Consider the following 22224-nt stretch of genomic DNA (forward strand, 5'->3'; position numbering starts at 1 on the left):
TCAGACTCCTGTCTTCTCGGTGTCGGTGGTGGTGACGGGCTTCGGGTTCGAATCGGCTTGCGGGAGCAGGCGATTGAGGGTGCCGAGGCCGCGGGTGTAGAGGGTGGGGAATTGCCGCTTGAGCAGCCAGATCAGCCGTGCGTCGAGCTGGGGCAACACATAGAGGCGGCCTCGGTCGTTGGCATCGAGGGTCATCCGGGCGACGCGCTCGGGGGAGTAGCCGGTCCAGCGCATCAGCGTTTCGGCCAGGTTCATCGCCGTGGCGTCGATGCGGCCGTCGCGGGCGACATTGGTCTTGACGAAGGTCGGGCACAGCACGGTGACCGCGACTCCGCTGCCGGTGAGCTCGGCGGCCAGTGTTTCCGACAGCGACATGACCGCGGCCTTGGAGACGTTGTAGGGCCCCATGGTCGGTGCGGCGGCGAATCCCGCCGCCGACGCGACATTGATGATGCCGCCGCGTCCGGCGGCACGCAGTTGCGGGGTGAACAGCTCACAGCCGTGGACCACACCCCACAGGTTGATGCCGAGTGCCCATTGCCAGTCGTCGAGACCGATGTCGCCGACAGGGCTACCGCCGATGCCGACGCCGGCGTTGTTGACCACCAGGGTGGGTGGGCCGCCCAGGAGCAGTTCGGTGTGCAGTGCCAGGCTCTCCATGTCGCTGCGAGAGGCGACATCACAGAACAGGGCATGCGCGGTCGCTCCGTGCACGCGTTCGATCAATCGCACCGTCTGCTCGGCCCGGTCTTTGTCGATATCGGCGCACACCACCTGGCCGCCGCGGGCCGCGAGTTCGAGCGCGAACGCCCGGCCGATGCCGCTGCCAGCCCCGGTGACCACGGCCTTGGCGCCATAGGATCGACGGCTGTTGCCCGGTAGATAATCCAGTATTCCCACGGTCAGCTCACTCGCTCTCGGGTCGAGGTATCGGATGCCGCCAGTGCGTCGGCGATGAAACGGGCCGCTCGGCGCAGCGCCGGTGCGGCCTCTGGCACCAGCAGCGGCAGGGCCTGGAAGACGTGGACCTGTCCGGGCCACAGCTCGAGTTCGCAGGAGCCGCCGGCCGCTGTCACCATCTCGCGCAGGTGCACGGCATCGCCGACCAGCATTTCCGTGTCGCTGGCCTGCACGAACAGCGGCGGCAGCGCCGTGCCGGGCGGGATTGTCAGCCGCAGTCGCGGTGAGTCGGCCGGTTCCTGCGCGATGTACAGTTCGGCAGCGCTGCGGCCTACGCGCGCCGAGGCCATGGCTTCGGTGCCGTGGCGCTGATGGTGCTCGGCCAACCTGAACGAAAGGTCGATCAGCGGCGAGAACAGCACGGCACCGGCGGGCTGCGGGAGGGTGGTCCTGGCGTTGTCCAGCAGGAGGTCCATCGTCAGATGGCCACCGGCGGAGTCGGCCGCGATGAGCACATCCGTTGCGCGATAGCCGTTTCCGAGCAGCCACCGATACCCTGCCCCGACATCGTCGGCGGCGGCCGGGAACCGGTGCTCCGGCGCGAGCCGGTAGTCGATCACGAATACCGGCAACCCGGTCTCCCGTGACAGCCGGGCCGCCAGACCGCGGTGCGTCCGCGCCGAGCAGAGCACGTATCCGCTTCCGTGGACGAAATAGATTGCCCGGTCGCCGAATTCGACATCCGCGGCCCGAACCCATTCCCCGCGCACCGCACCGGACCGCACGGGCGTGACCCGGGTTCCCCTAGGGGGCGGTCCGCCCACGGCCATGATCGCGGCTGTCACCGTTCTGGCCGCGGCTATGCCGAGTCGGTTGTGCGGAAGTGCGCAGTTGATCGGACGGAGCACGTGGTGGCCCGCGGTCAGTGCCAGCCGGGATCGTCGTGAAGGTGGCACCGCCACCACGTTCGCCAACCGTGAGGTCGCCGTTGACCTTGTTGTTGTCATGGACCCTAGTGTCATCAGCTTATGTGCCATTTGTCAATGGCACATTTGTGGTCCACACTGTGCCTGCAGGGGCGCCGAGACTCGATACCCGCCACGAGGGAGTTGCACGACGATGTCAGCCACAGGGCTCGAACAGCACATCTACCAGGTGAAAGTCCGCGATGTCATCCAGGAGACAGCGGATGCGGTGTCGTTGACGCTGGATGCGGTGGCGGGTCCGGCGGCGCCGTTCGACTACCAGCCGGGACAGTTCCTGACACTGCGGGTGCCATGCCCGAACGGGTCGCTCGCTCGCTGCTACTCATTGTCGAGTTCGCCGCATCTACCGGCCCGCCCGACCATCACGGTCAAACGCGTCCCTGACGGCCGTGCGTCCAACTGGATCTTCGACAATGCCTCGCCCGGAACGGTTTTCGACGTTCTCGCACCGGCGGGCAGCTTCGTCCCTCGGGACTGGACCGTGCCGTTCCTGCTGGTGGCCGCGGGAAGCGGAATCACCCCGATCATGTCCATCCTGCGGACTGCCCTTGCCCTGCACCACAATCCGATCACGGTGGCCTACGCGAACCGCACCGCCGAATCCGTCATCTTCACTCGCGAACTCGATGCGCTGGCCCGATGCCACCCCGAGCGTCTCACCCTCACGCACTGGCTGGAATCGGAATCCGGCCGCCCCACCGAGGTCGCGCTACGGTCCTGGCTCACCGCGCCCGCGGAGTCACACGCCTACCTCTGCGGTCCGGCGCCCTTCATGGCGGCAGCTCGCGGCGCATTGGTCGCCAACGGCCTTGCCGCGCAGCATATTCACGCCGAGACCTTCCTGTCGCTGACCACCGATGCTTTCAGCCCACCCGCCCAGGCGGTCTGCGACAGTGCGTCGAGCTCGACAGCGACGGTCGAACTCGACGATGAGATCCATTCCATCACCTGGCCGGCTGAGGCCGTGCTCCTCGACGTGCTGCTCGCTCGTGGATTGGACGCGCCCTATGTGTGCCGCGAGGGAACCTGCGGCGGCTGCGCGTACACCCTGCGACGAGGCGAGGTCCACCTGCGCGAGAACCACACCCTCGACGAGCACGATCTGGCCCGCGGTACCCGTCTTGCCTGTCAGTCACTGCCGCGAAGCGACATTCTCGACGTCGCATTCGACCTATGACCGGGCTCGAATGGGTCGCGCTCGATCGGCGTCAGCGGGCGAATTCCTGGTAGAGCTGCGGCAGAAATCCGGCCAGATGATTCATTTCCTGACCGCAGTGCAGGAGTAGTTCGCGGGCGAGGTCGACATCGAGGACGAGGTCTCGGGGGTCGACGGCAGGCCCGCGTTCGATTGCTCGCGCGGCCTGGGGCAGGTCGGGTTGGTGGAGGCCGTGGATATTGAGGTAGAAGCGACTGCGCATCTCGCATCCCGCGGGTATCGGCCTCACCTGGTGCGCCAGCCATCCGAGGTCGACCGGTGCGACGATGCTGCCGACCCGTCCGAGAATGATCGTGTGCTGGTCGGGGACGTGGAAGCCGTGGGCGCGCGGGTCGGTGAAGGCAATCGCCAGTTGCTGGAGTTTCGGGCCGATGTACTCGTCGACGTAGGCGATGTTGCCGATGTACTTCTCGCGGTCGGGGATGCGTTCCGCCGACCGGTCTCGGGCGACGGCGCAGTAGAGGTGCGCATCGGGGTGCCAGAGTTTATAGCGCGCGGATTCGACGGTGTGCCAGGCGAACCACCAGTCCCACATGGCGGCGGTGACGCCCCGCATCTCGGTATGTACCGCGACCCAGATCGCGCCGGATGCGGTTGTGCCGTAGCCGGTTTCCACCGCGGCGACGCCGTGCGGTGAGAGGTCCGTCGGAAGTGCGGAGAACTCGGGAATCTGCTCCGGTGGCGTCGGGCCACCGAGATAGGCCGCAGCCACCGACGGCAGAACGGGAGCAGTTTGTGCGGCCATGAATTTCGCGTACGGTTCGGCGCGGTCCTCGGCGGAGTATCCACGGTATCGAACGTTCGGATCGGCGGCGGCGGAGACCGGGAGACCGGACAGTGCCAAACCTGCGCCGACGACCATCGCGAGTTGGATCGCGCCGCGCCTGTTGGGTTTTGGGTGACTCGGCATCTGCCGACCCTATGGTCACAGAGAACGGGTACCGAGGCCTTGGATCAGGTCTGTGAAGTGCCACAATTTGCGGAGGTGGCATCGGTGCCGAGCCGACCTTCGGCCACAGCGAACAGAGGATCGTCGATGAAGTTGCGTCGTGTTCGGACCGAGGACGGTTTGCAGACACAGTCTTTCCGTGATGGGCAGTGGTCTGCGCATCCGGAACCGATGGTGGGCACGGTGTTCAGTGATCAGTGGGAGCTCGGCGTCGCTGACGGGCACCTGCGGGAGTCCGAGCTGTTGCTGCCGTTCAACCCGGCCTCATTTCGGGACTTCATGTTGTTCGAGCAACACAATATCGACGCCAGCCGCGGTCTGGTGCGCCGATTCCATCCGACGCAGTACCGGTTGGCCGCCGCGGTAGAACGGCTGAGCGGTCGGAGTTTTCCGCTGTTCAAGCCGAAGCCGTTGTTCTATCAGCAGCCGATCTACTACATGGGAAACCATCTGACATTCGTTCCGTCGGGTACCCCGATCTGCGCGCCGGCCTACTCGTCGGCATTGGATTACGAACTCGAGATCGGATTCGTTCTCGCTGAGCCGCTGTACTGTGCGACGCCGGAGCAGGCCGCCGCCGCGATCGGCGCGTTCGTCCTGCTCAACGACTTCAGCGCGCGAGACATTCAACGAGCCGAGATGGCCAGCGGATTCGGGCCACAGAAATCCAAGCATTTCGCCAGTTCGATGTCGGCGACAGCCGTGACCGCGGACGAAATCCTGCCCCGCATCGACAATCTCACCGGGTCGGTCAGAATCAACGGAGACACCGTCGAGACGGTGTCGAGCGCCGGGATGCGATGGAGCCTCGGTGAAGTCCTCGCCCATGCTTCCCGCAGCGAACATCTCTATCCCGGAGAGTTGTTCGGAACCGGCACGCTGCCCGGCGGCAGCGGTATGGAAACCGGCCACTGGCTCGAACCTGGAGACGTCCTCACCTTGACTCTCGACGATATCGGCGAGGTCGAACACCTCATCACCGGCTGATAGGTATCCGCTGCGGCGAATCCCACGCCGCTCAACCCTGTTCGAGTTCCCCGCGCACAGTGGCGGCGATGCGGGTGAGTGCGGTCCCGAGGTTGCGCCGCTGAGCGGCGGTCAGCGGATCGAACACGAGCCGCTTCACGTGCGCGACGTGCTCCGGGGCGGTCTCGACGAGCTTCTGGCGGCCGCCGTCGGTGAGGGTGGCGAAGGTGTATCGGCCGTCGCTCGGGTCGGGTCGGCGGGTGACCCAGTCGCGGGCTTCGAAGCGGTCCATCGCTTTCGACAAGCGGGGCTGGGTGCTGTCGCAGACCCGGGCGAGGTCGCTCAAGCGCATCGTGTCGTCGTCGGCCATGGACAGCTGGGCGAGCACCCCGTACTCGAAGTTGGAGATGCTCGCGTCGCGTTGGAGCTGGCGGTCGAGAGCTGCCGGGAGGGCGATGACGACCGTCAGCAGTGCCTGCCACAGCTCCTGTTGTTCGTCATCGAGCCAGGGTGAGGGGGTGTTCATCCGCTCATCGTACTTGCCTGGGAAACCTTGACTTGCCTGGGCAAGTCAAGGTGCGCTACATTTTTACTTGCCTGGGCAAGTAAAAACACTTTCCCGGGCAAGCTGAGGAGCTGATTTCGATGACTACGAGCCGAGGGCCTTCCACGAACGACCGAGCTTCCAACAGGCCCGCCGCGGCCTATGCGGATCTCCTCGCTCGCGTTGTGCCACAGGCGCGCGACCAACGCCCGTGGAGTCCGGCCGATGGGCCACTGCCGAGCCTGTTCGTCAGCCACGGCGCCCCGTTCACCCTCGACGATCCGCAATGGCTCGGCGACCTCTACGCCTGGGCTCGATCGATGCCCAAACCCCGTGCGATCGTGGTCGTTTCGGCTCACTGGGAACAGGCACCGGCCGCGATCACCGCAGCCGCGGCAGGTACCCCGCTCTACTACGACTTCAGCGGCTTCGACCCCCACTACAAGACCCTTCCCTACGCGACCCCGGACGCCACCGACCTCGCTCGCCGACTCGCAGGTCTGCTGGGCTCCACGCCCGTGCACGAGTTCGCCGACCGCGGCCTGGACCACGGCGCGTTCATCCCGCTCATGGCCATGTACCCCGCAGCCGACGTCCCGATCGTGCAGCTGTCGATGCCCAGCCTCGACCCCCGCGCGCTTCTCGAACTCGGCGCACGTCTGCGGCCGCTGCGCGAAGAAGGCGTCCTCGTACTCGGCTCGGGCTTCATGACGCACAGCTTCGCCGTCTTCCGCCGACCGGAGCTCGTCACCGCGACAACAGCTTTCGACGAATGGGCAACCGATGCTCTCGCTCGCGGCGACGTCGATGCCCTCACCGATTACCGCGTGAAGGCACCCGGTGCCGCCGTCGCCCACCCGACGGACGAACACTTCGTCCCGCTGCTGCTCACTGTGGGTGCCGCTACCGACCCCGCCAGCGCGGTGAGCGCCATCGACCGCCTGGTCATGGGTAACTCCATCCGCTCGGTCCAACTGACCTGAGCCGGAACGACTTTCCCCTTCCCGCTCGATCGCCTCATCTCGGGGCGACGACATCGAAACACCCCGGAGGACAGTTCCATGAAGGCAATTCGTTTCCACGAGTTCGGCGCCAGTGAAGTCCTGCGTTACGAAGACGTCGACCGTCCGGTTCCCGCGCCCGGGCAGGTGCTCGTGCAGGTCGAGGCCACTTCGTTCAACCCGGTCGACGATCACATCCGCGCCGGGCACCTGGCGGAGATGATCCCGATCGCGCTGCCCTACGTTCCGGGCATCGACCTGGCAGGCACCGTCGTCGAACTCGGCGCGGACGTGACGAGCTGGGCAGTCGGCGACCAGGTCGTGGCGATGCTGCCTCTCGACTCCGCAGGCGGCGCAGCCGAATTCGCACTGGTCCCCGCCGCGTCCCTGGCCACGGCACCGCAGACGATCGAGTTGGTCGACGCCGCGGCGCTGCCGCTGACCGGCCTCGCGGCCTGGCAGTCGGCGTTCGAGCTCGCCGAGCTGAAACCGGGTCAGACGGTCCTGGTCAACGGTGCGGCGGGTGCGGTGGGCAGTCTCGTGGTGCAGCTCGCCGTCGATGCGGGAGCGCAGGTGACCGCAGTGGACGCGCCGGAACACGCCGACCGGCTCCGCGGCTACGGCGCGGTCCGGGTCGAAGGCCCCCTCGACCTCGCCGACGGTCCGGACGCGGTGGGCGGTCCGTTCCAGGTCGTGGTGAACCACGTACGGGTTACCCCCGAGGAACTCGCACAGCTGACGAACTATGTCGCCGACGGCGGGATCGCCACAAGCTCGGCAGGCCCGATTCCCGAGGACACCGCCCGCGGGGTCCGCAGCGAGAGCCTGTGGGTCCGCAGCGACGGAGCGCAGCTGAGCGAGCTGGTCACCAAGGTGGACGCAGGCAAGCTACACCTCCACATCGCCGCACGCCGCCCGGTGACAGAGCTGGCCGACGTGCACGCGGACGCAGGCGCAGGCCGCCTGACCGGAAAGACCGTCCTGCTCGCCCCCTGATCGTCGTCAGCCGAGGTGAGGTGCGCACCCTGCGGGAAGGTACGCGTGCTCCTGTACCGAGACCCGCAGAGCGGAGATCCTGGAACGAGCGGCGGTCGCCGAGGGAGAGCCCCTCGGCTCAGGCCGCCACTACCTCGGCGGCGCCGTTGAGTCGGGCGTAGCGTCCCCCGCCTGCGACCAGCGTCGTGTGATCGCCGAGCTCGACGACCCGGCCGTGGTCGAGTACGGCGATCTGGTCGGCGTCGCGGATGGTGCTGAGCCGGTGGGCGATCGTGATAACCGTGCGGCCCTGGGCCACCACGTCGATGGCGGCCTGCACCGCACGCTCGGTCTCGTTGTCGAGGGCGCTGGTCGCCTCGTCGAGCACCAGCACGCGCGGGTCGCGCAACAGGGTGCGGGCCAGTGCGATGCGCTGCTTCTCACCGCCGGAGAACCGGTGTCCACGCGACCCGACCACGGTGTCGTAGCCCTGGGGCAGCGAGGCGATCAGTTCGTGGATCTGGGCGGCGCGGGCCGCGCGCTCGATCTCGGCGTCGGTGGCGCTCGGCGCGGCGAAGCGGAGGTTCTCGCGAATGGTCGTGTGCAGCAGGTAGGACTCCTGCGACACCACACCGACGATCCGAGCCAGGGTGCCCAGCTCCAAGTCGCGGACGTCGACGCCGTCAATGGTCACCCGCCCGGCGGTCGCATCGTGCAGTCGCGCGACGAGCGAGGCGAGGGTGGTCTTGCCGGAGCCGGTCTCGCCGACCAGGGCCAGTGTCGACCCAGCCGGCACGACGAGCGAGACGCCGTCGAGCACGTCGGGGCCCGCCGCGTCGTAGCGGAAACCGACACCTTCGAACCGGACCTCGCCCACGACATCGCGCGGGTCGAGGTCGACCGGCTGGGTGGGCTCGTCGATCTCGACCGGAAGGTCGAGGTAGCCGAAGATCCGGCTGAACAACGCCATCGAACTGGTGACTTCGACACCCACGTTGAGCAAGGCCATCAGCGGCCGGAAGAGCCCGGCTTGCAGCGTGGTGAACGCGACCAGCGTGCCGATCGTCATGCCGCTACTGGTCGCCGGAAGTCCGGCGGCGAGGTAGAGCAGGGCGGGGATGGCCGCGAAGAGGATGCTCATGGTGGCCATCCGCCAGCGGCCCGCGAGCTGCGAGCGCACTTCGAGGCCGACCAGATCGTGCGAGGTCTTCTCGAACTGGGCCGAGGCGAGGGGACCGGTGCCGAGGGTCTTGCCCAGCTGCACGCCGCTCACCGAGAGCCCCTCCTCGACCTGACCGTGCAGGTCGGCGAGGTGGCGTTGGCGCTGGGCGGTGATGTCGCGGCGAAGCAGGGCGACGCGTCGGGTCAGCCAGATCGCCGGCGGCAGCACCACCAGCGACAGCAGCGACAACCGCCACGACAGCACGGCCATCGCGACGGCGGTGCCGACCACGGTGGTGACGTTGCTCGCGATGGAGGTCGCGGTGCTGGTGACCACCGACTGCATGCCGCCGACGTCGTTGATCAGGCGGGACTGGACCTCACCGCCGCGCGTGCGGGTGAAGAACGCCAGCGACTGCCGCTGCAGGTGGCGGAACACATCGGCCCGCAGCACGTGCATGACCTGCTGCCCGACGGTGGTGGAGATGAGCGTCTGGCCGACGCCGAGCACCGCGGTGAGCACGGTGACGGCGAGCATGCCGCCCACGGCCCAGAGCAACAGCGACACGTCCTGGTGGGGCAGCGCGTCATCGATCACCAGTCGCAGCAGGAACGGCGAGGCGAGGCTGATCGTCGAACCCGCCACGATCAGGGCGGTCAGCACGACGAGCTGAAGCCGGTACGGCGCGAAGAGCGCGGCGATCCGGCGCAGAGATACCGGGGACTCGCGCAATTGTGCGCGGTCGGCCGGGTCGGGTCGGCGGGTGCGGCCGCCGCCGGCGGCGACTTTCACTTCCATATGCAACCCCCTTGGGTTGTGTTTATGCTGAGGTTACCTCACTATCTGGTAGGGGAAACAAGGCGAGAGGCGGGTTTATGCCCGACAACGAGAGCGATCTGCTGATGCAGGTGGCCAGGACGCTGCGTCGGCGCTGGTCGGCGGTGTACGCGCCGATGGGTCTGACTCCGCACCAAGCCCGCGCGCTGCGGGTGGCAGGCGAGCACGACGGACTCCGGTTGTCGGCCGTCGCCGATGCGTTGCGGATCAGCCCCCGGTCGGCCACGGAGGTGGTGGACGCGCTCGAAAAAGCCGAGTTGGTCACGCGCGGGCCAGACCCGACAGACCGCCGCGCCACTCTCGTGTCGGTCACCGCACGGGGTAGGCGAACCCTCGACACCCTGACCGAGGCCCGCACGAAGGACGCCGACGATTTCTTCGGAAGGCTCACCGACGAGGAGCGTGCCTCGCTGCGGGACATTCTCGGCAAGCTCGTCTCCTGAGCGGGACGAGAAGTGCAGATGCCCGAGCAGTTCAGCCGCTCGGGCAGTCTCACCCGAGGATCAGTCGAGCACTTCGTTCAGTTTCCCGGTTGCGACGTCGAAGACGAATCCGCGCAGGGAAGTGGTTTTGGTGATGAAGGGGCTGCGTTCGATCCGGCGCAACGAGTTGCGGACGTCCTCGTCGAGATCGCCGAAGGCCTCGGCGGACCAGGTCGGCTTGATGCCGATCTCGTCCTGGATGGCCCGTTTGAATTCGTCGTCGGTGAAGGTGAGCATGCCGCAGTCGCTGTGGTGGATCAGGATGATCTCGGTGGTACCGAGCAGCCGCTGGCTGATGGCCAGCGAGCGGATCTCGTCATCGGTGACCACGCCGCCCGCATTGCGGATGACGTGCGCTTCACCGTCCTGCAGACCCAGGATGCGGTAGACATCGAGGCGGGCGTCCATGCACGCCACCACGGCGACGTGCTTGCTGGGCGGCAGGGGGAGTGGGCCCTTGAATTGCGCTGCGTACGCGGTGTTGTTGCTCAGGTATTCGTCTGTGACGGTCATGGCGGCGTCCTCGGGTCGATGGGTTGCGACATACGAATCTCCGCATTCATGGTTGGTGCAGTGCCGGAGAGCGGCCAGAGATTCGCGCAGATCGAGGAGAAGGGTCGTTCGCAGCGATGCGAACGAGTAGAAGCGCGCATTCCACGCTACCCGATTTGCGATCCCCTGCTGCTCCGCTGATCAGTCCGCCGTGACATCGCGGCGGGAAAGCCTCCTGAGGTGGCAACGTCGGTCGAACGCTCACCCGGATCTAGAACACGTTCTACAATCCGGTCATGGACCTTGTCGCGATCGAGGAGATCAAGCGTCTCAAGCACCGCTATTTCCGCACACTCGACCTGAAGCTGTGGGACGAGTTCGCGGACTGCCTCGCCGAAGACGTCTCCGCGCGCTATGGCACGCAAGCCATGGGCGAGCCGCTGCACTACGACAACCGGGCCGACGTCGTGGCATTCATGGAGCAGAACCTCGGGCCCGGGGTCGTCACGATCCACATCGCCAACCACCCCGAGATCGAGGTCGACGGCGATACCGCGAAGGGTTCCTGGGCCTTCGAGGACACTGTCCTCGTGCCGAGCGCGAAGGTTCAGATCCGCGGCGGCGGATACTATTCCGACACCTATCGGCGCGACCGGGACGGGGCGTGGCGGATCGCCTCGACGCGGTACGAGCGCATCTACGAGGCATTGACCTCGCTGGAGGACCTACCGAGCTTCACACTGCTCGCCAACCGCTGGGATCCCTCGCTCGAGCACTGACTTTCCGAACGTCATGCCGGACAGCACATGTCGGACATCGTTTCTACAATCTCAGCGTGACGCTCACCCTCGCCGACCTCGTCGGCTACACCGATCGTGGCCTCGATGCCGATCTCGCCCGCTGGTTCCCCGATAGCGAACCGGTTGTCGTCTCCGGCGAAACCCGTTCGGTGAAGCCATTTCTCGAGAAATTGGCCCCTGTCGACGCTGCCGCACTCGCGGCCTTCGATCGCCGGGTCCGCTCCGGTCGGCTGCCGGAGTTCCTCGACATCTTCGACTGGTCCTACGCTTTCGACTTCGCCGACAACGGCTGCAGGATTCTCGATGCCGACTACGCCACCGAGCTGACCGACGAGGACGTGTTCTCCGTCGGCGCCGATGGCGGCGGCAACCTCTATGTCGTGCTCACCTCCGGTCAGGTCGCGGTGTGGTTCCACGAGGAGGAGGTGCTCGAGGGCGGCACCCGCTTCGACAACCTCGACGTCTTCCTCTGGTCATATGTGCGCTACCGAGCGGTGCGCGCGGGCAAGCTCGCTCTCTCCGACGTCGAGGCCGACTTCGCCGCGCTCGGCCAGGACGGCGCGCTGGCCGAGGACCTGGGGTTGCTGAGTCTGATGGCCTAGGGCACGGTTGACCCTGACGTAGGGTAAACCCCGCAGCATGGTCGGCATGACTACGACAACCGATCACTTCACGGTCCGCCACGACGGCATCACGATCCCGGTGTCTCGCGGTGGCGAAGGGCGACCCTTGGTTCTGTGTCCTGGTCTGGCTTCGACACAGGCCGACCTACACGAACTCATCGACCTGTTGCGGCGCGACTTCGACGTGGTGACCTTCGACCTACGGGGCCACGGCCTTTCCTCCGCCGGGGACCGCTATTCCTTCGAGGCGTTCTTCGGCGATTTCGTCGCCGTGATGGCGGAGCTGGGCCGCCGCGGCCTGCCCGCTGCGCCCGTGCTCGCCGGTCACTCGTACGGTGCGGATCTGGTCGTGCACTACGCCGGCGAATATCCCGACGCTGTCAGCGAACTCGTTGTCATCGACGGGGCGAATCCGATCCCCGAACCGTTCATCACCGAGATCGACCTGCCGGAATTTCGCGTGCTCTGGGAGGACCTGGCGGCCTGGCTGGAGACCGTCGAAGGCACTGCGCGCCAAGTGCTGCTCACGGCACAGGAAATCCTCGACCTCAATCTCGAGCTCGATGTGATCCGGTCCGGAATTCTCGACCGGTACCGCCGGATCGACCGTCCGATCCGCGTGATCATGTCGACCTCGATGGCCGGTGACAGCGTCGAGGGGCGAGCGCCGCGGCACAATCTGCTCTGGCGGACAGGCATCGACCGGCTGGTCCGCGAGCGGCCGGACATCACCCCATCCTGGCTCGATGCCGGTCACGCGCTGGTCCTCACGCACGCTCCGGACATCGCCCGGATCATCCGGAGCGGGCGAACTCCCGCCGACCGGGCGGCTACTTGAACTGCTGCGTGCCGAGGAGACTGGTCCGATGCTGACGATCGGCGAGCTCGCATCGTATGCCGGAGTGACCGTGCGTGCTGTGCGGCACTATCACGCCAAAGGGCTACTGCCGGAGCCTGAACGAGACCACTCCGGATATCGCAGGTACGACGCGGGCACCGTGGTGGAGCTGATAAGAATCCGGACCCTCGCCGGGGCGGGGGTTCCGTTGGCGCGCGTGCGACAACTGCTCCAGGCCGACGCCGAAGAATTCGCGGCGGCGATCGCGGACATCGATACGCGGTTGCGGGCGGAGATCTGGCAGCGGCAGCGACACCGCGAACGGATCGCCCGCCTCGCCGCGGGGGACAGCCTGGCATTGCCGCCGGAGGTAGTGGAGTTTCTCGATCACCTGCGGGCACTCGGTGTCGACGAGCGGATCGTCGAGGTCGAACGCGACGGCTGGATCCCGCTGGTCGCGCACTCACCCGAGCGAGTTCCGGAGTTGATGGCACGCAAGCGGGCGCAAATCGCCCATCCGCAGCTCGTCGACTTCTACCGCACCCTGGGCGAAGTCCTCGACCGAACCGACAACGACCCGATGCTGATCGAACTGGTCGACAATATGGCCGCCTACCTCACGCAGCTCGCTGATGAGCAGGGCGAGGACTACGTCGGCGGCGGCTTCGAGCCGTCCCTGGTCGACTTGCTCGACGCGCTGGCGCTCGACGCCGCGACGCCGACCCGTCGACTGATCGAGTTGCTGAAGCAGCGGGGCTGGACCGGTTGGACCAAGCTCGAGCGCGTGGATCCGAGACGGAGCGGTGTTCCAGTCACTGAGAGCGCTCGATAGGCGGCCGTACAGCGCATCGGAGCCGGTCCGGGCGAAGCTGCCTGTGCCACTTGTGATTGCGCTGGCGCGGCTCCCGTGTTCGAGCCCCTGAAGCGCCTAGAGTGAACCTTGCCCCGCGACGTGGCGGCGGAGTGTGGGTGCATGGGGAAGGGTTCGCCTCGGTCGGCTGGCCGGTCGAGGCGAACCGCATCGCCATGCGCGACCGAGCCCGATCATGTCGGCGGTCTGGTCGATTACCGCGTCGCGGTCCATGCCCTCTTGTTCCATCTTGACCGAGCGCAGCGCGGTGGAGAAGCCCGCGTTGAGCACGATGTAGGCCATCGTGTCGACGTCGAGACCCATGGGTCGGGCCGAGGGACTGGATCAGGTAGAGCTTGATGAGCATGCGCAGCCGCGGTTCGAATTCGGGGATACCGCTGCCGTAGAACTGCAGATCGGCCACCAGAGCCCGCACGAACAGGCTGTCGGTGAGCTCGGCGTGGATCGGCATCAGGCGGGAACTCGATACATCATCATCACGCCGACACCGAATCGGTCAATCCCCCATTGTCGCGAGAGTCCCGGGCGGATCGACGCGTCGGCGAAGTGCATGTCGTGACAGATGTCATGCCGCATCTGTGGCGTTGTCACTCGAAACGGTGTTCAGGCGCACTGTTTTCCGGCCTCTGCAGCGACGAACGTTGGAAGTGCGCCTCGCGCAACACCTTTCTCTCGCAACAGCTTGGAGAACACCATGCTTCAGCCCGAATCCCACCGCACACTCGGCAGCGTCGACGAGACCGCAGCCCCGCGCGTAGCGACGACCGATCCGACGCAGAGCCTGATCGACCAACTCGGCGGTACGACAGGCATGATCTACACTGCCATCCCAGTCGTTGCCTTCGTCGTGGCGAACGCGTTGGTGGCACTACCGATTGCCATCGGGTCGGCTATAGCGATCGCCCTCGGCATCATGGGGCTCAGGATCGCTCGCGGTGAGCCGGTGGTGCAGGCGAGCGGCGGGCTCGCCGGGGTCGTCGTCGCGGGCGGGGTCGCCGCGTGGACCGGCTCGGCGGGCGGGTTCTTCCTGGTCGGCATCTGGGCCAGTCTGGCCGGTGCCGTTGTCACACTCGTCTCGCTGCTGGTACGTCGGCCGCTGACCGGGTTGCTGTGGAACATATTGCACGGCAACAAGTTCGACTGGCGACACGACCGTCCGTCACTGCGCGGGCACGATCTTGCCACGCTCGCTCTCACCGTGATGTTCGCGGCACGCTACTTCATCCAGGACTGGCTCTACGACATCGAAGCCACCGGCCGACTGGCCACCGCCAGGATCGTCATGGGAACCCCACTGCTGGCGCTGGCTCTAGTGGTTGTCGTCTGGGCGTTTCGTCGCTCGACCAAACGACTGGCCGCATGAGCGATGCGAACGGTTGACATCACTCCGATTGTAGTACTACGTTCTTGTCACTACGACCGCAGTGGTTTGGTTGACAGCTAGGAGACGCAATGCGAGCCGTGACTATCTGGAGTGAAGAGTTCGGACTGGAAACGGACGCGCCGGTCCTGTTGATCATGGGGTCGATGTCCCAGGGAGTCCTGTGGCCGGACGAGTTCGTGGACCTGATGGTGGCCGGGGGTCGCCGGGTGGTGCGTTACGACCATCGCGACACCGGAGAATCGGAGACCGTCGACTTCGCGGCGCAGCCGTACACCTGGCACGACATCAAGGACGACGTCTACCGCGTGCTCGACGCGCACGGCATGGGGAGCGCGCACCTGGTGTGTCATTCGGCGGGCGGGTTGCTCGGCCAGTTCGTCGCGGTGGAGCGACCTGAGCGGGTGCGCTCACTGACCGTCATCGGATCTTCGCCGCTGGGTGGCGGCGAGGGGCAGGTGCTCATGCGGGCACTGCTGGGTCAGCCGCAACCGGAAGGCAGTCTGCCCGAACCGACACCGGAATTCGTGGCCTTCTATCGCACGCTGATGGCCGCCGCTCCGCCGACGGAGCGAGAAGCACGCATCGAGGGCATGATCGCCGAACAGCGTTTGCTGCACGGTGCCGAGTTGCCGTTCGACGAGGACTCGGCACGCGCGCTGCAGGAGCGGATCCACGATCGGGCCCGCGACCTGTCGGCGGTGGTCAACCACCGACTGGCCGCGGCGGCCGACCCCGACTTCGAACCGGTGGGCGTCCTGTCTCGGATCCAGGCGCCCACGCTGGTCATCGAAGGCACTCAGGAGCCCGTCAAGCGTGGCCACGGTGTGTTCATCGCCGAACAGATCCCCGACGCGCGCTTGAGGATGGTGGCGGGCATGGGTCACACGCTCCCGAGCGAAGTGCTCGCGGAACTGTCCGCCGCCGTCCTCGCGCACACTGCCGGATGATCCTTGCTTCGGGCGGCACCAGCGGATCGTTAGGGTCAGTAGCGGGTAGGGGAGCAGGGATCCGGAAGGGCCGAGAACGTGGCCAGATCGCAGATGCCGCCGGTCAGCATGTGGATCGGGGTGATACCGAGCAGGACTATCAACCCGATGATGTCGCCGCGCTCGACGAAACTGCCGGCCGACTGCACTGCCGACGAGCCGTAATCGACTGCCGCCGAGCCGGTTTGCCCTTCGGCGACAGCGGTAGCGGTGCCGACAAGCGCCGCTGCCGCGACAGTGACGGCGGCGATATTCAAGGTGGTACGCATCATGTGGTCCTTGGTTACAGTGGGTGAGGCGAACGGTGGATGGGGTCCTCGGTCACGGGCCCGAGCAGATGTCGTCGGCTAGCGGTGACACCACGTCAAGGATCTGGGCCAGCAACTCCGACCGGACTCCGGCGACAGTCATGGCCTCGGCGAGGTGCCCTGCGACGAGGTCGAAGTGAGCCTTCGTGATGCCGCGGCCACGGTGTACCTGCTTCATCGCAGCGCCGATGTAGGGGTCAGGACCACCGAGGGCGGCGGAGAAGAACTCGACCTGACGACCTTTCATGCGAGTCATGTTGGTGCCGGCGAAGAATGGGCCGAGCGCCTCGTCGGCGAGTACTCGCGTGTAGAACGCGTCGACGACAGCCTGTAATGCTTCATAGCCGCCGACCTGCTCGTAGATCGACGAGGCCTCGCACGGTTCGGGGGTTTCGGATGGTAGCGGGTAGAACATCATTGCAGCGCCTGCCGTAGTTCAGCGGTGGGGTTGGTTCATGTCGCGGTTCATCGTCGGAATCTCGATGCTGATCGGCATCCGCAGTTCGGCCAGATAGACCAGGGCGGCCTTGCGCAGGAATTCGTCGAGGAGCCAGTAAGGGTCGCCCAGGGGCGGGACCGCGGTCAGCAGACCCTCGCGAACGGCGATGAACGGACCCCAACTGAACCGCAGTAGCGGGTCCCAGACCGGTTCCCGCGGAATCGCGAGTCCGTCGGCGATGGCGTCGCCGAGCAGGAAGCGGGTGAACGCGCCGAGGATCGGCTTGCTCAGCAGCGCGAAGTCGATATTGGCGCCCAATCCCAGCAGTCGGTCGGCGAGCTTCGCCCCTTCCGGCGTTGCCTCGATGATGGGGTCGAGGACCTGTGCCGCTTGGGAATTCGCGTCGGGCCACGTCTTGGGGATGTATTCGTTGCGGACACCGAGCAGATGCGCGGCCACCTGCCACGAATGCAGGAACGCCGCCGATTCGTGCGCCGGGATCGGCACGTTCCAGGCGGTCAGGTGCTTCATGACGGTGGTGGGCAGGCTGTGCCAGGTGACCATGATGTCGTTCTGGCTGATCGGGATGTCCTCGGTGGCCGACTGCACCCAGTGCGGTGACTGCGGCAGCAGGTGGCGCACCGCGGCATGAACGAGCCGGGTCTTGACGCAGGTGACGATCATTTCCCCGTCGGCGGCATAGGCATTCGCGCTACCGATGTCATAACCGAGTTTCGCGGTCTTGGTAATACGGTCTTTGAGGTCGTGGCCGCCCTTGGAGTAGTAGACCGCTCGCGCTTCCTTCGGGATGACGGTGCTCATCATGCCGCTGGCGAACCCGTAGAGGACACCGAGATACAGTCCGCGCTTCTTGTTGAACTCGATCGCGGTCCCCAGTGCGCCCAGATCGGTCCATTGCGGCAGTTGGCGGGCGTACTCCATGAAGTCGCGCAGCTCCGTCGGTAAACCGTCCGGCAACGATTGACCGTTCCTGGTCCAGGTCCGCAACAGTTCGTTGACCCTCGGCACTTCCCCGCGATCGATCAGTCCGGCGACGAGCTCGTCGGCTTCGGGATCCCACACGGTCATCGGGTCGACGCCGGACCCGCTCCCGGCCACCGACCCCTGTGGCGACCAGGTCCACGGCTCGGCTCGCACGGGCGTCACGATCGACAGCGCACCGATCGCGCCCAGGATTCCGCCGGTTTTCAACGCGTTGCGTCTATTCAGGCCTTCCATGAAATTACTCCTCATTGAGTATGCGCAGGCCCGGCGGTGTGATGAAACTATCCCGTGTCTCAGCTGGTCGAGCCTCAGAATAGCTAGTAACTTAGCAAGTTTCCATGGATGCGGTCGAGGTTTTTGCCGAACCCGCTGGGCTTCGCTGCTCATGCTGGCGGCATCGTCGCTGGTTGGCAGGAAACTGACTGGACAGCGTATTATTCAGTCCCCTTGTCGTCCGCTGTCCTGCGCTCACATACGCGGCGCGCGTGTGACCATCGAAGCGATTCGTTGGAGAGAATCGTCAAAATTATGAGTAACTTACGAGCTGGCCGCCGCGTGGTTGTGGACGGCGAAGCGTGTCCGTTTGTTGTTGCTACAGAGGTCGCCAGTGGGTCGCGACGAGCTCGCCCGCCGTGGAGCGATCGGCGTCAGCGCTTGTTCGAGGTCACGATGCGCACCCTCGGTCGCGCGCTGTCAGTGCTTTCCGAACGTCGGCGGCTGTATCCGTTCGAGTCGTACCTGGCGGGAATGCGCCGCCGCCGTGCCCTCGGTCGGTCGCTGGTGTGATGACCGTGCCAGCTCGAAAGCGCGGGCGATCACCGCGGACTTCAGCTGCCACAGGCCGGAAGCGTGCATCGCGTCGAGCCCGGTCAAGCTCGCGATGCGGTGCAGTCGGTAGATGATGGTGTTCGTATGGATGTGCAGGAGTCGGGCGGTGCGCTGGCGGTTCATGTCATTGGCGATGAGGATCTGCAGTGTCTGATAGAGATCGGGATGGTTGTCCAGCGGCGCGAGTAGCTCGCCGAGCTTGGTCAGGCCGGGGCCGGGCCGCGTGAGCTGGTATTCGAGCGCCAGGTCTTCGAATCGATAGAGGCGCGGGGCGTAGCCGAGCCGCGCGATGATGTCGAGAAGGTCATGAGCGACCTGCGCGGTGTCCGGGATCTGGCCCGTTGTGGTCGTTATCAGGGTCGCCGTGATGTCGACCCTGGCGGCGCGGGAGAGCGCCTCGATCAGGATGTCGAGTCGGGTGACGTCGGTATCGGCACCGGGAATCAGGATGGTCCCGCCGTCGACCGACAGCATGGCGAGAGCGTCGTCGCGGTGCTCCGCGAGTGCGGTGTGGACTCTGCGGAGCTTTCGCCGTGCGACGATGTCGTCGTCGATCCGTGGGTCTTGATCGTCGGGGTCTCGGGGGATCGACACCGCCAGCACCGCATAGGTATCGGCGACGCTGACGCCGCAGTCGCGGGCCATGCTGGTCGTGGCTCGGCCTGCGAGGAGGGCCGCGGTCAATGCGCGCGTCGCGGTGAGGTGTTCGCTGACCACCCCGCGGTACTCGCGGAGGTAGGCATTGATCATCGTGGTGGACATGAGGTTCGAAATCGCCATGGTCGTGCGGAGTCTGTCGATCAGCGCGTCGCGATCGTAGGCCGCGTCGGAAGTGCAGATCCGGTCGACGCTCACGCGCAGCGATTCGTAGAAGGCATCCAAGATGGTGTCGATCGGCACGGCTTCGCGCGCCCAGCCCGCTGCGGCAGCCGAGAACCAGTCCAGTTGTTCGGAGACGTTGCGGCCGGCGATGACACCGTCGCCGATCTCCAGGCACTTCTTCGTCACCGTGGCGATGTCTTCGTGGATCGCGTCGCCCAATTGGGTGTCGCGGGTGGCCACATTGTCGATGAAGTGGCTGACGAGCTGGCCTGCGAGGCTTGCCGTATCGGGCAACGGCGACCGCATCGGCGAGTAGTCCAGTTCGATCGACATCGTGGCTCCTTCGGGTCGCAACCCACACGGCATCGGTCGTCGACCGCCTGCGTCGAGCGAGGACGTCCGCAGCATCCTTCTTCGTCGAGAGCCCACGGACCCCGATCGTGCGGTCGACGACCTCGTAGGCCGTTGTGCGTGGATCTAGAATTAATAGTAACTTATCAAGCCCGCTTGCGAGTTGTCCCCGGTTCGCCCATCTGAGTACGGCTCATATCGAGGGGATAGACCGGTCAGTGCTCGCCATGCCTGCTGGCTGCTAGCCTTTGCGAAGAAGAACCACAAGTAACTTCTGTTCGTCCTGCAGTGTAACCTCAGCGGCCCGTAGTGGTCGGTCCGGCAGGGCTGGTGGGCGAGGTCGTCGCGCCGGTGCTCGGTGCGGCGGGATTGCCCGGCACCGCCTCGGGACCGTAGAAGGTCGGCAGCATGCCCTTGACCAGTACCAGCGCCGACCCCTCGCCCGACGGCACCGTCGCGAGGTTCGTGGCGACCACGATCGTGAGGTCCGAGGCGGGGTCATGTCCCATGAAGGTCATGAATCCCGGCATCTGACCGTCGTGCCCGAACAGATGCAGACCGAATCGGACGATGCCCAAACCGTATCCGGCGACATCGGGAGCGGCGGGATCGATCGGCTGGATGCTGTCCATGCGAACCCGCTGCAGCTCGTCATCCAGGAGGTCGCCCTCGACGAGTGCGCGCACATACGTGGCCACATCATCGACTGTCGATATCGCGGCGCCCGCGGTCCAGGTCCACGACGGGCTCTGGTCGGTCGCGTTGCTGGGTTGGAGCGTGCCCGCGAGTGCGGCCGCCTGTTCTTCGGGCGGCAGGGCGTAGGTGTCGATGGTGGAGACATTGGTGCCGAACGCGTACCCCTGCGGGTGCGGATCGGGGATCGAGGGGTCCGCCGCCGCGGGCAGCGAGGTGTGCTTCAGGCCCAGCGGCTCGAAGATCCGCTTCTGGAAATTCTCGGCCGCCGACATCTTGGTGATCTTCTCGATGACGAGGCCGAGCAGGATGATGTTGGTATTGCAGTAATCGAATTTCTCACCCGGCGCGAAATCGACAGGGTGCGAGAAGGCGATCGCGAGCAATTCCTCCGGCGTCCACACCTTGTTCGGGTCACTGTCGAGCAAGGCGTTGAATTGCGGGTCGAACGTGTAACTGTATAGACCGCTTCGCATTTCGGACAGCTGAGCGATGGTGATGCGATCGCCGTTCGGAACTCCGGGCCAGTATTTGTCGATCGTGTCATCGAGCGCGAGCTTGCCCTCCTGCACCAACTGCAGGATCACCGTCGACGTCATGGTCTTGGTGTTACTCGCGATGCGGAAATAATCGTCCACCGACATAGGGTCGTCGGTCCCGATGACGCGAGTGCCGAATGTCTCGGTCCAGTTCCCCTTCGTCGGCGATTTGACGACCACGACGGCGCCGGGAATGACATTGTCCTTCATCAGCTGGGTGATCACCGGCCGGAGAGTGGCGGCGTACGCGGGCTCGGCCTGCGAGGGGGCCGGGGTGCTCGTGGCGCTGCCGCCGGAGTCCGACGACGTGCCGCAGCCCGTGGCGATCAACAAACCCGCGGTCGCGACCAACACTGCGATACTCGTCCGGTGTCCCATGATTCTCCGATCGGCGTTTGCTCAGGAGGGGAAATGCCGCGCGGTGCAACTCTAACCCGGCTCATGGGAATTCAGAGGTAATGGCTGAGGTGAAAAAGTGCGCTTCACCGGTCTTTACTGTCGGCCCTCGCGTCCACGTACCCGCCCTCGGTGAGATCGGCGAGCCGTGACAACGACTCGCGATTACGTGGCGCGAGTAGCAGCGCCTGCGCCGCATGCGGAATGAATCGACTCGGTCCGCGAACGGCTCGCTCGGTCATCACGACCTCACACGAAGTAGGGCCGAGGGTGCGTAGTTCCAGCCGAACAACTGCGCTGCCGAATGGCCAGAGTCTGGCATCGAGTTCGATGCTGTGCGGCGAATCGACGGCGCGAACCGCGGTCGTGTCCTGGATCGTGCCCGGCCACGGCCCGACGCTGTGATGAATGCGAGCTCCCGCGGCCGGCCACGCGTCGTCCACTCCGCGGATATGGGAGGCACCGACGACCCAACTCGCATAGGACCATCCGTCGGCGAGCACAGCGAACACTTCGTCCACCGGGGCCTCGATCGTGCGCGTCACCTGAACCATGTCGTGGATCGTCTCCTCGGTTCGGTCATCCTCGCTGGTCACATCGGCGCTTACCCGGTCCCGCGACTCCGAACCGGCAATCGATCACTGACCTCGCACAGTGGGGGCTCGCCACGGATCACGGCTGTCCGCGGGCGCGGCCCATCGCGCACCCTATTCCGGGTCGTTTTCCCTTGACGACGGACGGTCCGGCGGCTTTTTGGTGCGGTTGCTTCTCAGCAGGACAACCGCGACGAACACGACCAGGGCGACGATCACGAGGAGTTCCATACGGCGC

General features: G+C 65.8%; 24 protein-coding genes. 11 read left to right on the forward strand and 13 right to left on the reverse strand.

Annotated elements, in window-relative coordinates; translation table 11 throughout:
* Entirely contained in the window at positions 1–900 is a 900-nt protein-coding gene (locus OHS03_RS06800; protein ID WP_328661639.1) for an SDR family NAD(P)-dependent oxidoreductase, read from the reverse strand.
* A gap of 2 nt (positions 901–902) precedes the next feature.
* Positions 903–1907 carry an alpha/beta hydrolase gene (locus OHS03_RS06805; RefSeq protein WP_328661640.1) on the reverse strand — a complete coding sequence of 335 codons (1005 nt, stop codon included), beginning with the start codon at positions 1905–1907 and terminating at the stop codon, positions 903–905.
* Positions 1908–2019: 112 nt separating this feature from the next.
* Between OHS03_RS06805 and OHS03_RS06810 the strand changes: the two genes are divergently transcribed.
* Positions 2020–3063, forward strand: a complete 1044-nt coding sequence (locus OHS03_RS06810) for a 2Fe-2S iron-sulfur cluster-binding protein (RefSeq protein WP_328661641.1) — start codon at positions 2020–2022, stop codon at positions 3061–3063.
* Between the two features lie 31 nt (positions 3064–3094).
* Here OHS03_RS06810 and OHS03_RS06815 read toward each other — a convergent pair whose 3' ends face one another.
* Positions 3095–4012: a DAPG hydrolase family protein gene (locus OHS03_RS06815; protein WP_328661642.1), complete on the reverse strand. Its 918-nt coding sequence runs from the start codon at positions 4010–4012 to the stop codon at positions 3095–3097.
* A 126-nt stretch (positions 4013–4138) separates the two neighbouring features.
* On the opposite strand from OHS03_RS06815, the gene OHS03_RS06820 reads away from it, so the two are divergent.
* Positions 4139–5038: a fumarylacetoacetate hydrolase family protein gene (locus OHS03_RS06820; protein WP_328661643.1), complete on the forward strand. Its 900-nt coding sequence runs from the start codon at positions 4139–4141 to the stop codon at positions 5036–5038.
* A 31-nt stretch (positions 5039–5069) separates the two neighbouring features.
* Here OHS03_RS06820 and OHS03_RS06825 read toward each other — a convergent pair whose 3' ends face one another.
* Positions 5070–5543: a MarR family winged helix-turn-helix transcriptional regulator gene (locus tag OHS03_RS06825; protein ID WP_328661644.1), complete on the reverse strand. Its 474-nt coding sequence runs from the start codon at positions 5541–5543 to the stop codon at positions 5070–5072.
* Positions 5544–5662: 119 nt separating this feature from the next.
* Here OHS03_RS06825 and OHS03_RS06830 point away from each other — a divergent pair, with 119 nt between their 5' ends.
* Positions 5663–6544, forward strand: a complete 882-nt coding sequence (locus OHS03_RS06830; protein ID WP_328661645.1) for a DODA-type extradiol aromatic ring-opening family dioxygenase — start codon at positions 5663–5665, stop codon at positions 6542–6544.
* Positions 6545–6622: 78 nt separating this feature from the next.
* Entirely contained in the window at positions 6623–7558 is a 936-nt protein-coding gene (locus tag OHS03_RS06835; protein WP_328661646.1) for an NADP-dependent oxidoreductase, read from the forward strand.
* 118 nt (positions 7559–7676) lie between these two features.
* Here OHS03_RS06835 and OHS03_RS06840 read toward each other — a convergent pair whose 3' ends face one another.
* The gene (locus OHS03_RS06840; protein WP_328661647.1) at positions 7677–9497 is read right to left on the reverse strand and encodes an ABC transporter ATP-binding protein; all 1821 of its coding nucleotides are present in this window, start codon (positions 9495–9497) and stop codon (positions 7677–7679) included.
* Positions 9498–9574: 77 nt separating this feature from the next.
* Between OHS03_RS06840 and OHS03_RS06845 the strand changes: the two genes are divergently transcribed.
* Entirely contained in the window at positions 9575–9979 is a 405-nt protein-coding gene (locus OHS03_RS06845) for a MarR family winged helix-turn-helix transcriptional regulator (RefSeq protein WP_328661648.1), read from the forward strand.
* 60 nt (positions 9980–10039) lie between these two features.
* Here the strand turns inward: OHS03_RS06845 and OHS03_RS06850 are convergent, their stop codons facing one another.
* Positions 10040–10531, reverse strand: coding sequence for a beta-class carbonic anhydrase (locus OHS03_RS06850; RefSeq protein WP_328661649.1), 492 nt, complete (start codon positions 10529–10531; stop codon positions 10040–10042).
* Between the two features lie 275 nt (positions 10532–10806).
* Here OHS03_RS06850 and OHS03_RS06855 point away from each other — a divergent pair, with 275 nt between their 5' ends.
* From OHS03_RS06855 to OHS03_RS06870, 4 genes are read left to right on the forward strand one after another with little or no spacing between them, the layout of a single operon-like run.
* Positions 10807–11289, forward strand: a complete 483-nt coding sequence (locus OHS03_RS06855; protein ID WP_328661650.1) for a nuclear transport factor 2 family protein — start codon at positions 10807–10809, stop codon at positions 11287–11289.
* A gap of 56 nt (positions 11290–11345) precedes the next feature.
* Positions 11346–11912: a hypothetical protein gene (locus tag OHS03_RS06860; RefSeq protein WP_328661651.1), complete on the forward strand. Its 567-nt coding sequence runs from the start codon at positions 11346–11348 to the stop codon at positions 11910–11912.
* Positions 11913–11958: 46 nt separating this feature from the next.
* A complete protein-coding gene (locus tag OHS03_RS06865) occupies positions 11959–12771 on the forward strand; it encodes an alpha/beta fold hydrolase (RefSeq protein ID WP_328661652.1) in 813 nt (270 codons plus the stop codon).
* A 28-nt stretch (positions 12772–12799) separates the two neighbouring features.
* Positions 12800–13603 (forward strand): MerR family transcriptional regulator, encoded by an 804-nt coding sequence (locus OHS03_RS06870; protein ID WP_328661653.1) that lies wholly within the window; start codon positions 12800–12802, stop codon positions 13601–13603.
* 96 nt (positions 13604–13699) lie between these two features.
* Here the strand turns inward: OHS03_RS06870 and OHS03_RS06875 are convergent, their stop codons facing one another.
* Positions 13700–13945 (reverse strand): hypothetical protein, encoded by a 246-nt coding sequence (locus OHS03_RS06875; RefSeq protein ID WP_328661654.1) that lies wholly within the window; start codon positions 13943–13945, stop codon positions 13700–13702.
* 391 nt (positions 13946–14336) lie between these two features.
* Between OHS03_RS06875 and OHS03_RS06880 the strand changes: the two genes are divergently transcribed.
* Together OHS03_RS06880 and OHS03_RS06885 are read left to right on the forward strand one after the other, a co-directional pair.
* Entirely contained in the window at positions 14337–15005 is a 669-nt protein-coding gene (locus OHS03_RS06880) for a DUF3159 domain-containing protein (RefSeq protein ID WP_328661655.1), read from the forward strand.
* 89 nt (positions 15006–15094) lie between these two features.
* The gene (locus OHS03_RS06885; RefSeq protein WP_328661656.1) at positions 15095–15973 is read left to right on the forward strand and encodes an alpha/beta fold hydrolase; all 879 of its coding nucleotides are present in this window, start codon (positions 15095–15097) and stop codon (positions 15971–15973) included.
* Positions 15974–16008: 35 nt separating this feature from the next.
* On the opposite strand, the gene OHS03_RS06890 is transcribed toward OHS03_RS06885, so the two are convergent.
* From OHS03_RS06890 to OHS03_RS06915, 6 genes are all read right to left on the reverse strand, one after another.
* Positions 16009–16281: a hypothetical protein gene (locus OHS03_RS06890; RefSeq protein WP_131816546.1), complete on the reverse strand. Its 273-nt coding sequence runs from the start codon at positions 16279–16281 to the stop codon at positions 16009–16011.
* Between the two features lie 52 nt (positions 16282–16333).
* Entirely contained in the window at positions 16334–16735 is a 402-nt protein-coding gene (locus tag OHS03_RS06895; protein WP_328664112.1) for a group I truncated hemoglobin, read from the reverse strand.
* 21 nt (positions 16736–16756) lie between these two features.
* Complete coding sequence (locus OHS03_RS06900) at positions 16757–17998, reverse strand: oxygenase MpaB family protein (protein ID WP_328661657.1); 1242 nt, start codon at positions 17996–17998, stop codon at positions 16757–16759.
* Positions 17999–18457: 459 nt separating this feature from the next.
* Entirely contained in the window at positions 18458–19747 is a 1290-nt protein-coding gene (locus tag OHS03_RS06905) for a PucR family transcriptional regulator (protein WP_328661658.1), read from the reverse strand.
* A gap of 314 nt (positions 19748–20061) precedes the next feature.
* Positions 20062–21351, reverse strand: a complete 1290-nt coding sequence (locus OHS03_RS06910) for a serine hydrolase domain-containing protein (protein WP_328661659.1) — start codon at positions 21349–21351, stop codon at positions 20062–20064.
* 128 nt (positions 21352–21479) lie between these two features.
* Complete coding sequence (locus OHS03_RS06915; protein WP_407942462.1) at positions 21480–21989, reverse strand: SRPBCC family protein; 510 nt, start codon at positions 21987–21989, stop codon at positions 21480–21482.
* Positions 21990–22224 lie beyond the last annotated feature (235 nt).

The sequence above is a fragment of the Nocardia salmonicida genome, from assembly GCF_036142455.1.
Classification (GTDB): domain Bacteria; phylum Actinomycetota; class Actinomycetes; order Mycobacteriales; family Mycobacteriaceae; genus Nocardia; species Nocardia salmonicida.

Bases quoted from the DNA above. Each gene is read 5' to 3' on its own strand.
- OHS03_RS06805 (WP_328661640.1), bottom strand. From the start codon at position 1,907: ATGACAACAACAAGGTCAACGGCGACCTCACGGTTGGCGAACGTGGTG.
- OHS03_RS06810 (WP_328661641.1), top strand. From the start codon at position 2,020: ATGTCAGCCACAGGGCTCGAACAGCACATCTACCAGGTGAAAGTCCGC.
- OHS03_RS06815 (WP_328661642.1), bottom strand. From the start codon at position 4,012: ATGCCGAGTCACCCAAAACCCAACAGGCGCGGCGCGATCCAACTCGCG.
- OHS03_RS06820 (WP_328661643.1), top strand. From the start codon at position 4,139: ATGAAGTTGCGTCGTGTTCGGACCGAGGACGGTTTGCAGACACAGTCT.
- OHS03_RS06825 (WP_328661644.1), bottom strand. From the start codon at position 5,543: ATGAACACCCCCTCACCCTGGCTCGATGACGAACAACAGGAGCTGTGG.
- OHS03_RS06830 (WP_328661645.1), top strand. From the start codon at position 5,663: ATGACTACGAGCCGAGGGCCTTCCACGAACGACCGAGCTTCCAACAGG.
- OHS03_RS06835 (WP_328661646.1), top strand. From the start codon at position 6,623: ATGAAGGCAATTCGTTTCCACGAGTTCGGCGCCAGTGAAGTCCTGCGT.
- OHS03_RS06840 (WP_328661647.1), bottom strand. From the start codon at position 9,497: ATGGAAGTGAAAGTCGCCGCCGGCGGCGGCCGCACCCGCCGACCCGAC.
- OHS03_RS06845 (WP_328661648.1), top strand. From the start codon at position 9,575: ATGCCCGACAACGAGAGCGATCTGCTGATGCAGGTGGCCAGGACGCTG.
- OHS03_RS06850 (WP_328661649.1), bottom strand. From the start codon at position 10,531: ATGACCGTCACAGACGAATACCTGAGCAACAACACCGCGTACGCAGCG.
- OHS03_RS06855 (WP_328661650.1), top strand. From the start codon at position 10,807: ATGGACCTTGTCGCGATCGAGGAGATCAAGCGTCTCAAGCACCGCTAT.
- OHS03_RS06865 (WP_328661652.1), top strand. From the start codon at position 11,959: ATGACTACGACAACCGATCACTTCACGGTCCGCCACGACGGCATCACG.
- OHS03_RS06870 (WP_328661653.1), top strand. From the start codon at position 12,800: ATGCTGACGATCGGCGAGCTCGCATCGTATGCCGGAGTGACCGTGCGT.
- OHS03_RS06875 (WP_328661654.1), bottom strand. From the start codon at position 13,945: ATGGGTCTCGACGTCGACACGATGGCCTACATCGTGCTCAACGCGGGC.
- OHS03_RS06880 (WP_328661655.1), top strand. From the start codon at position 14,337: ATGCTTCAGCCCGAATCCCACCGCACACTCGGCAGCGTCGACGAGACC.
- OHS03_RS06885 (WP_328661656.1), top strand. From the start codon at position 15,095: ATGCGAGCCGTGACTATCTGGAGTGAAGAGTTCGGACTGGAAACGGAC.
- OHS03_RS06890 (WP_131816546.1), bottom strand. From the start codon at position 16,281: ATGCGTACCACCTTGAATATCGCCGCCGTCACTGTCGCGGCAGCGGCG.
- OHS03_RS06895 (WP_328664112.1), bottom strand. From the start codon at position 16,735: ATGTTCTACCCGCTACCATCCGAAACCCCCGAACCGTGCGAGGCCTCG.
- OHS03_RS06900 (WP_328661657.1), bottom strand. From the start codon at position 17,998: ATGGAAGGCCTGAATAGACGCAACGCGTTGAAAACCGGCGGAATCCTG.
- OHS03_RS06905 (WP_328661658.1), bottom strand. From the start codon at position 19,747: ATGTCGATCGAACTGGACTACTCGCCGATGCGGTCGCCGTTGCCCGAT.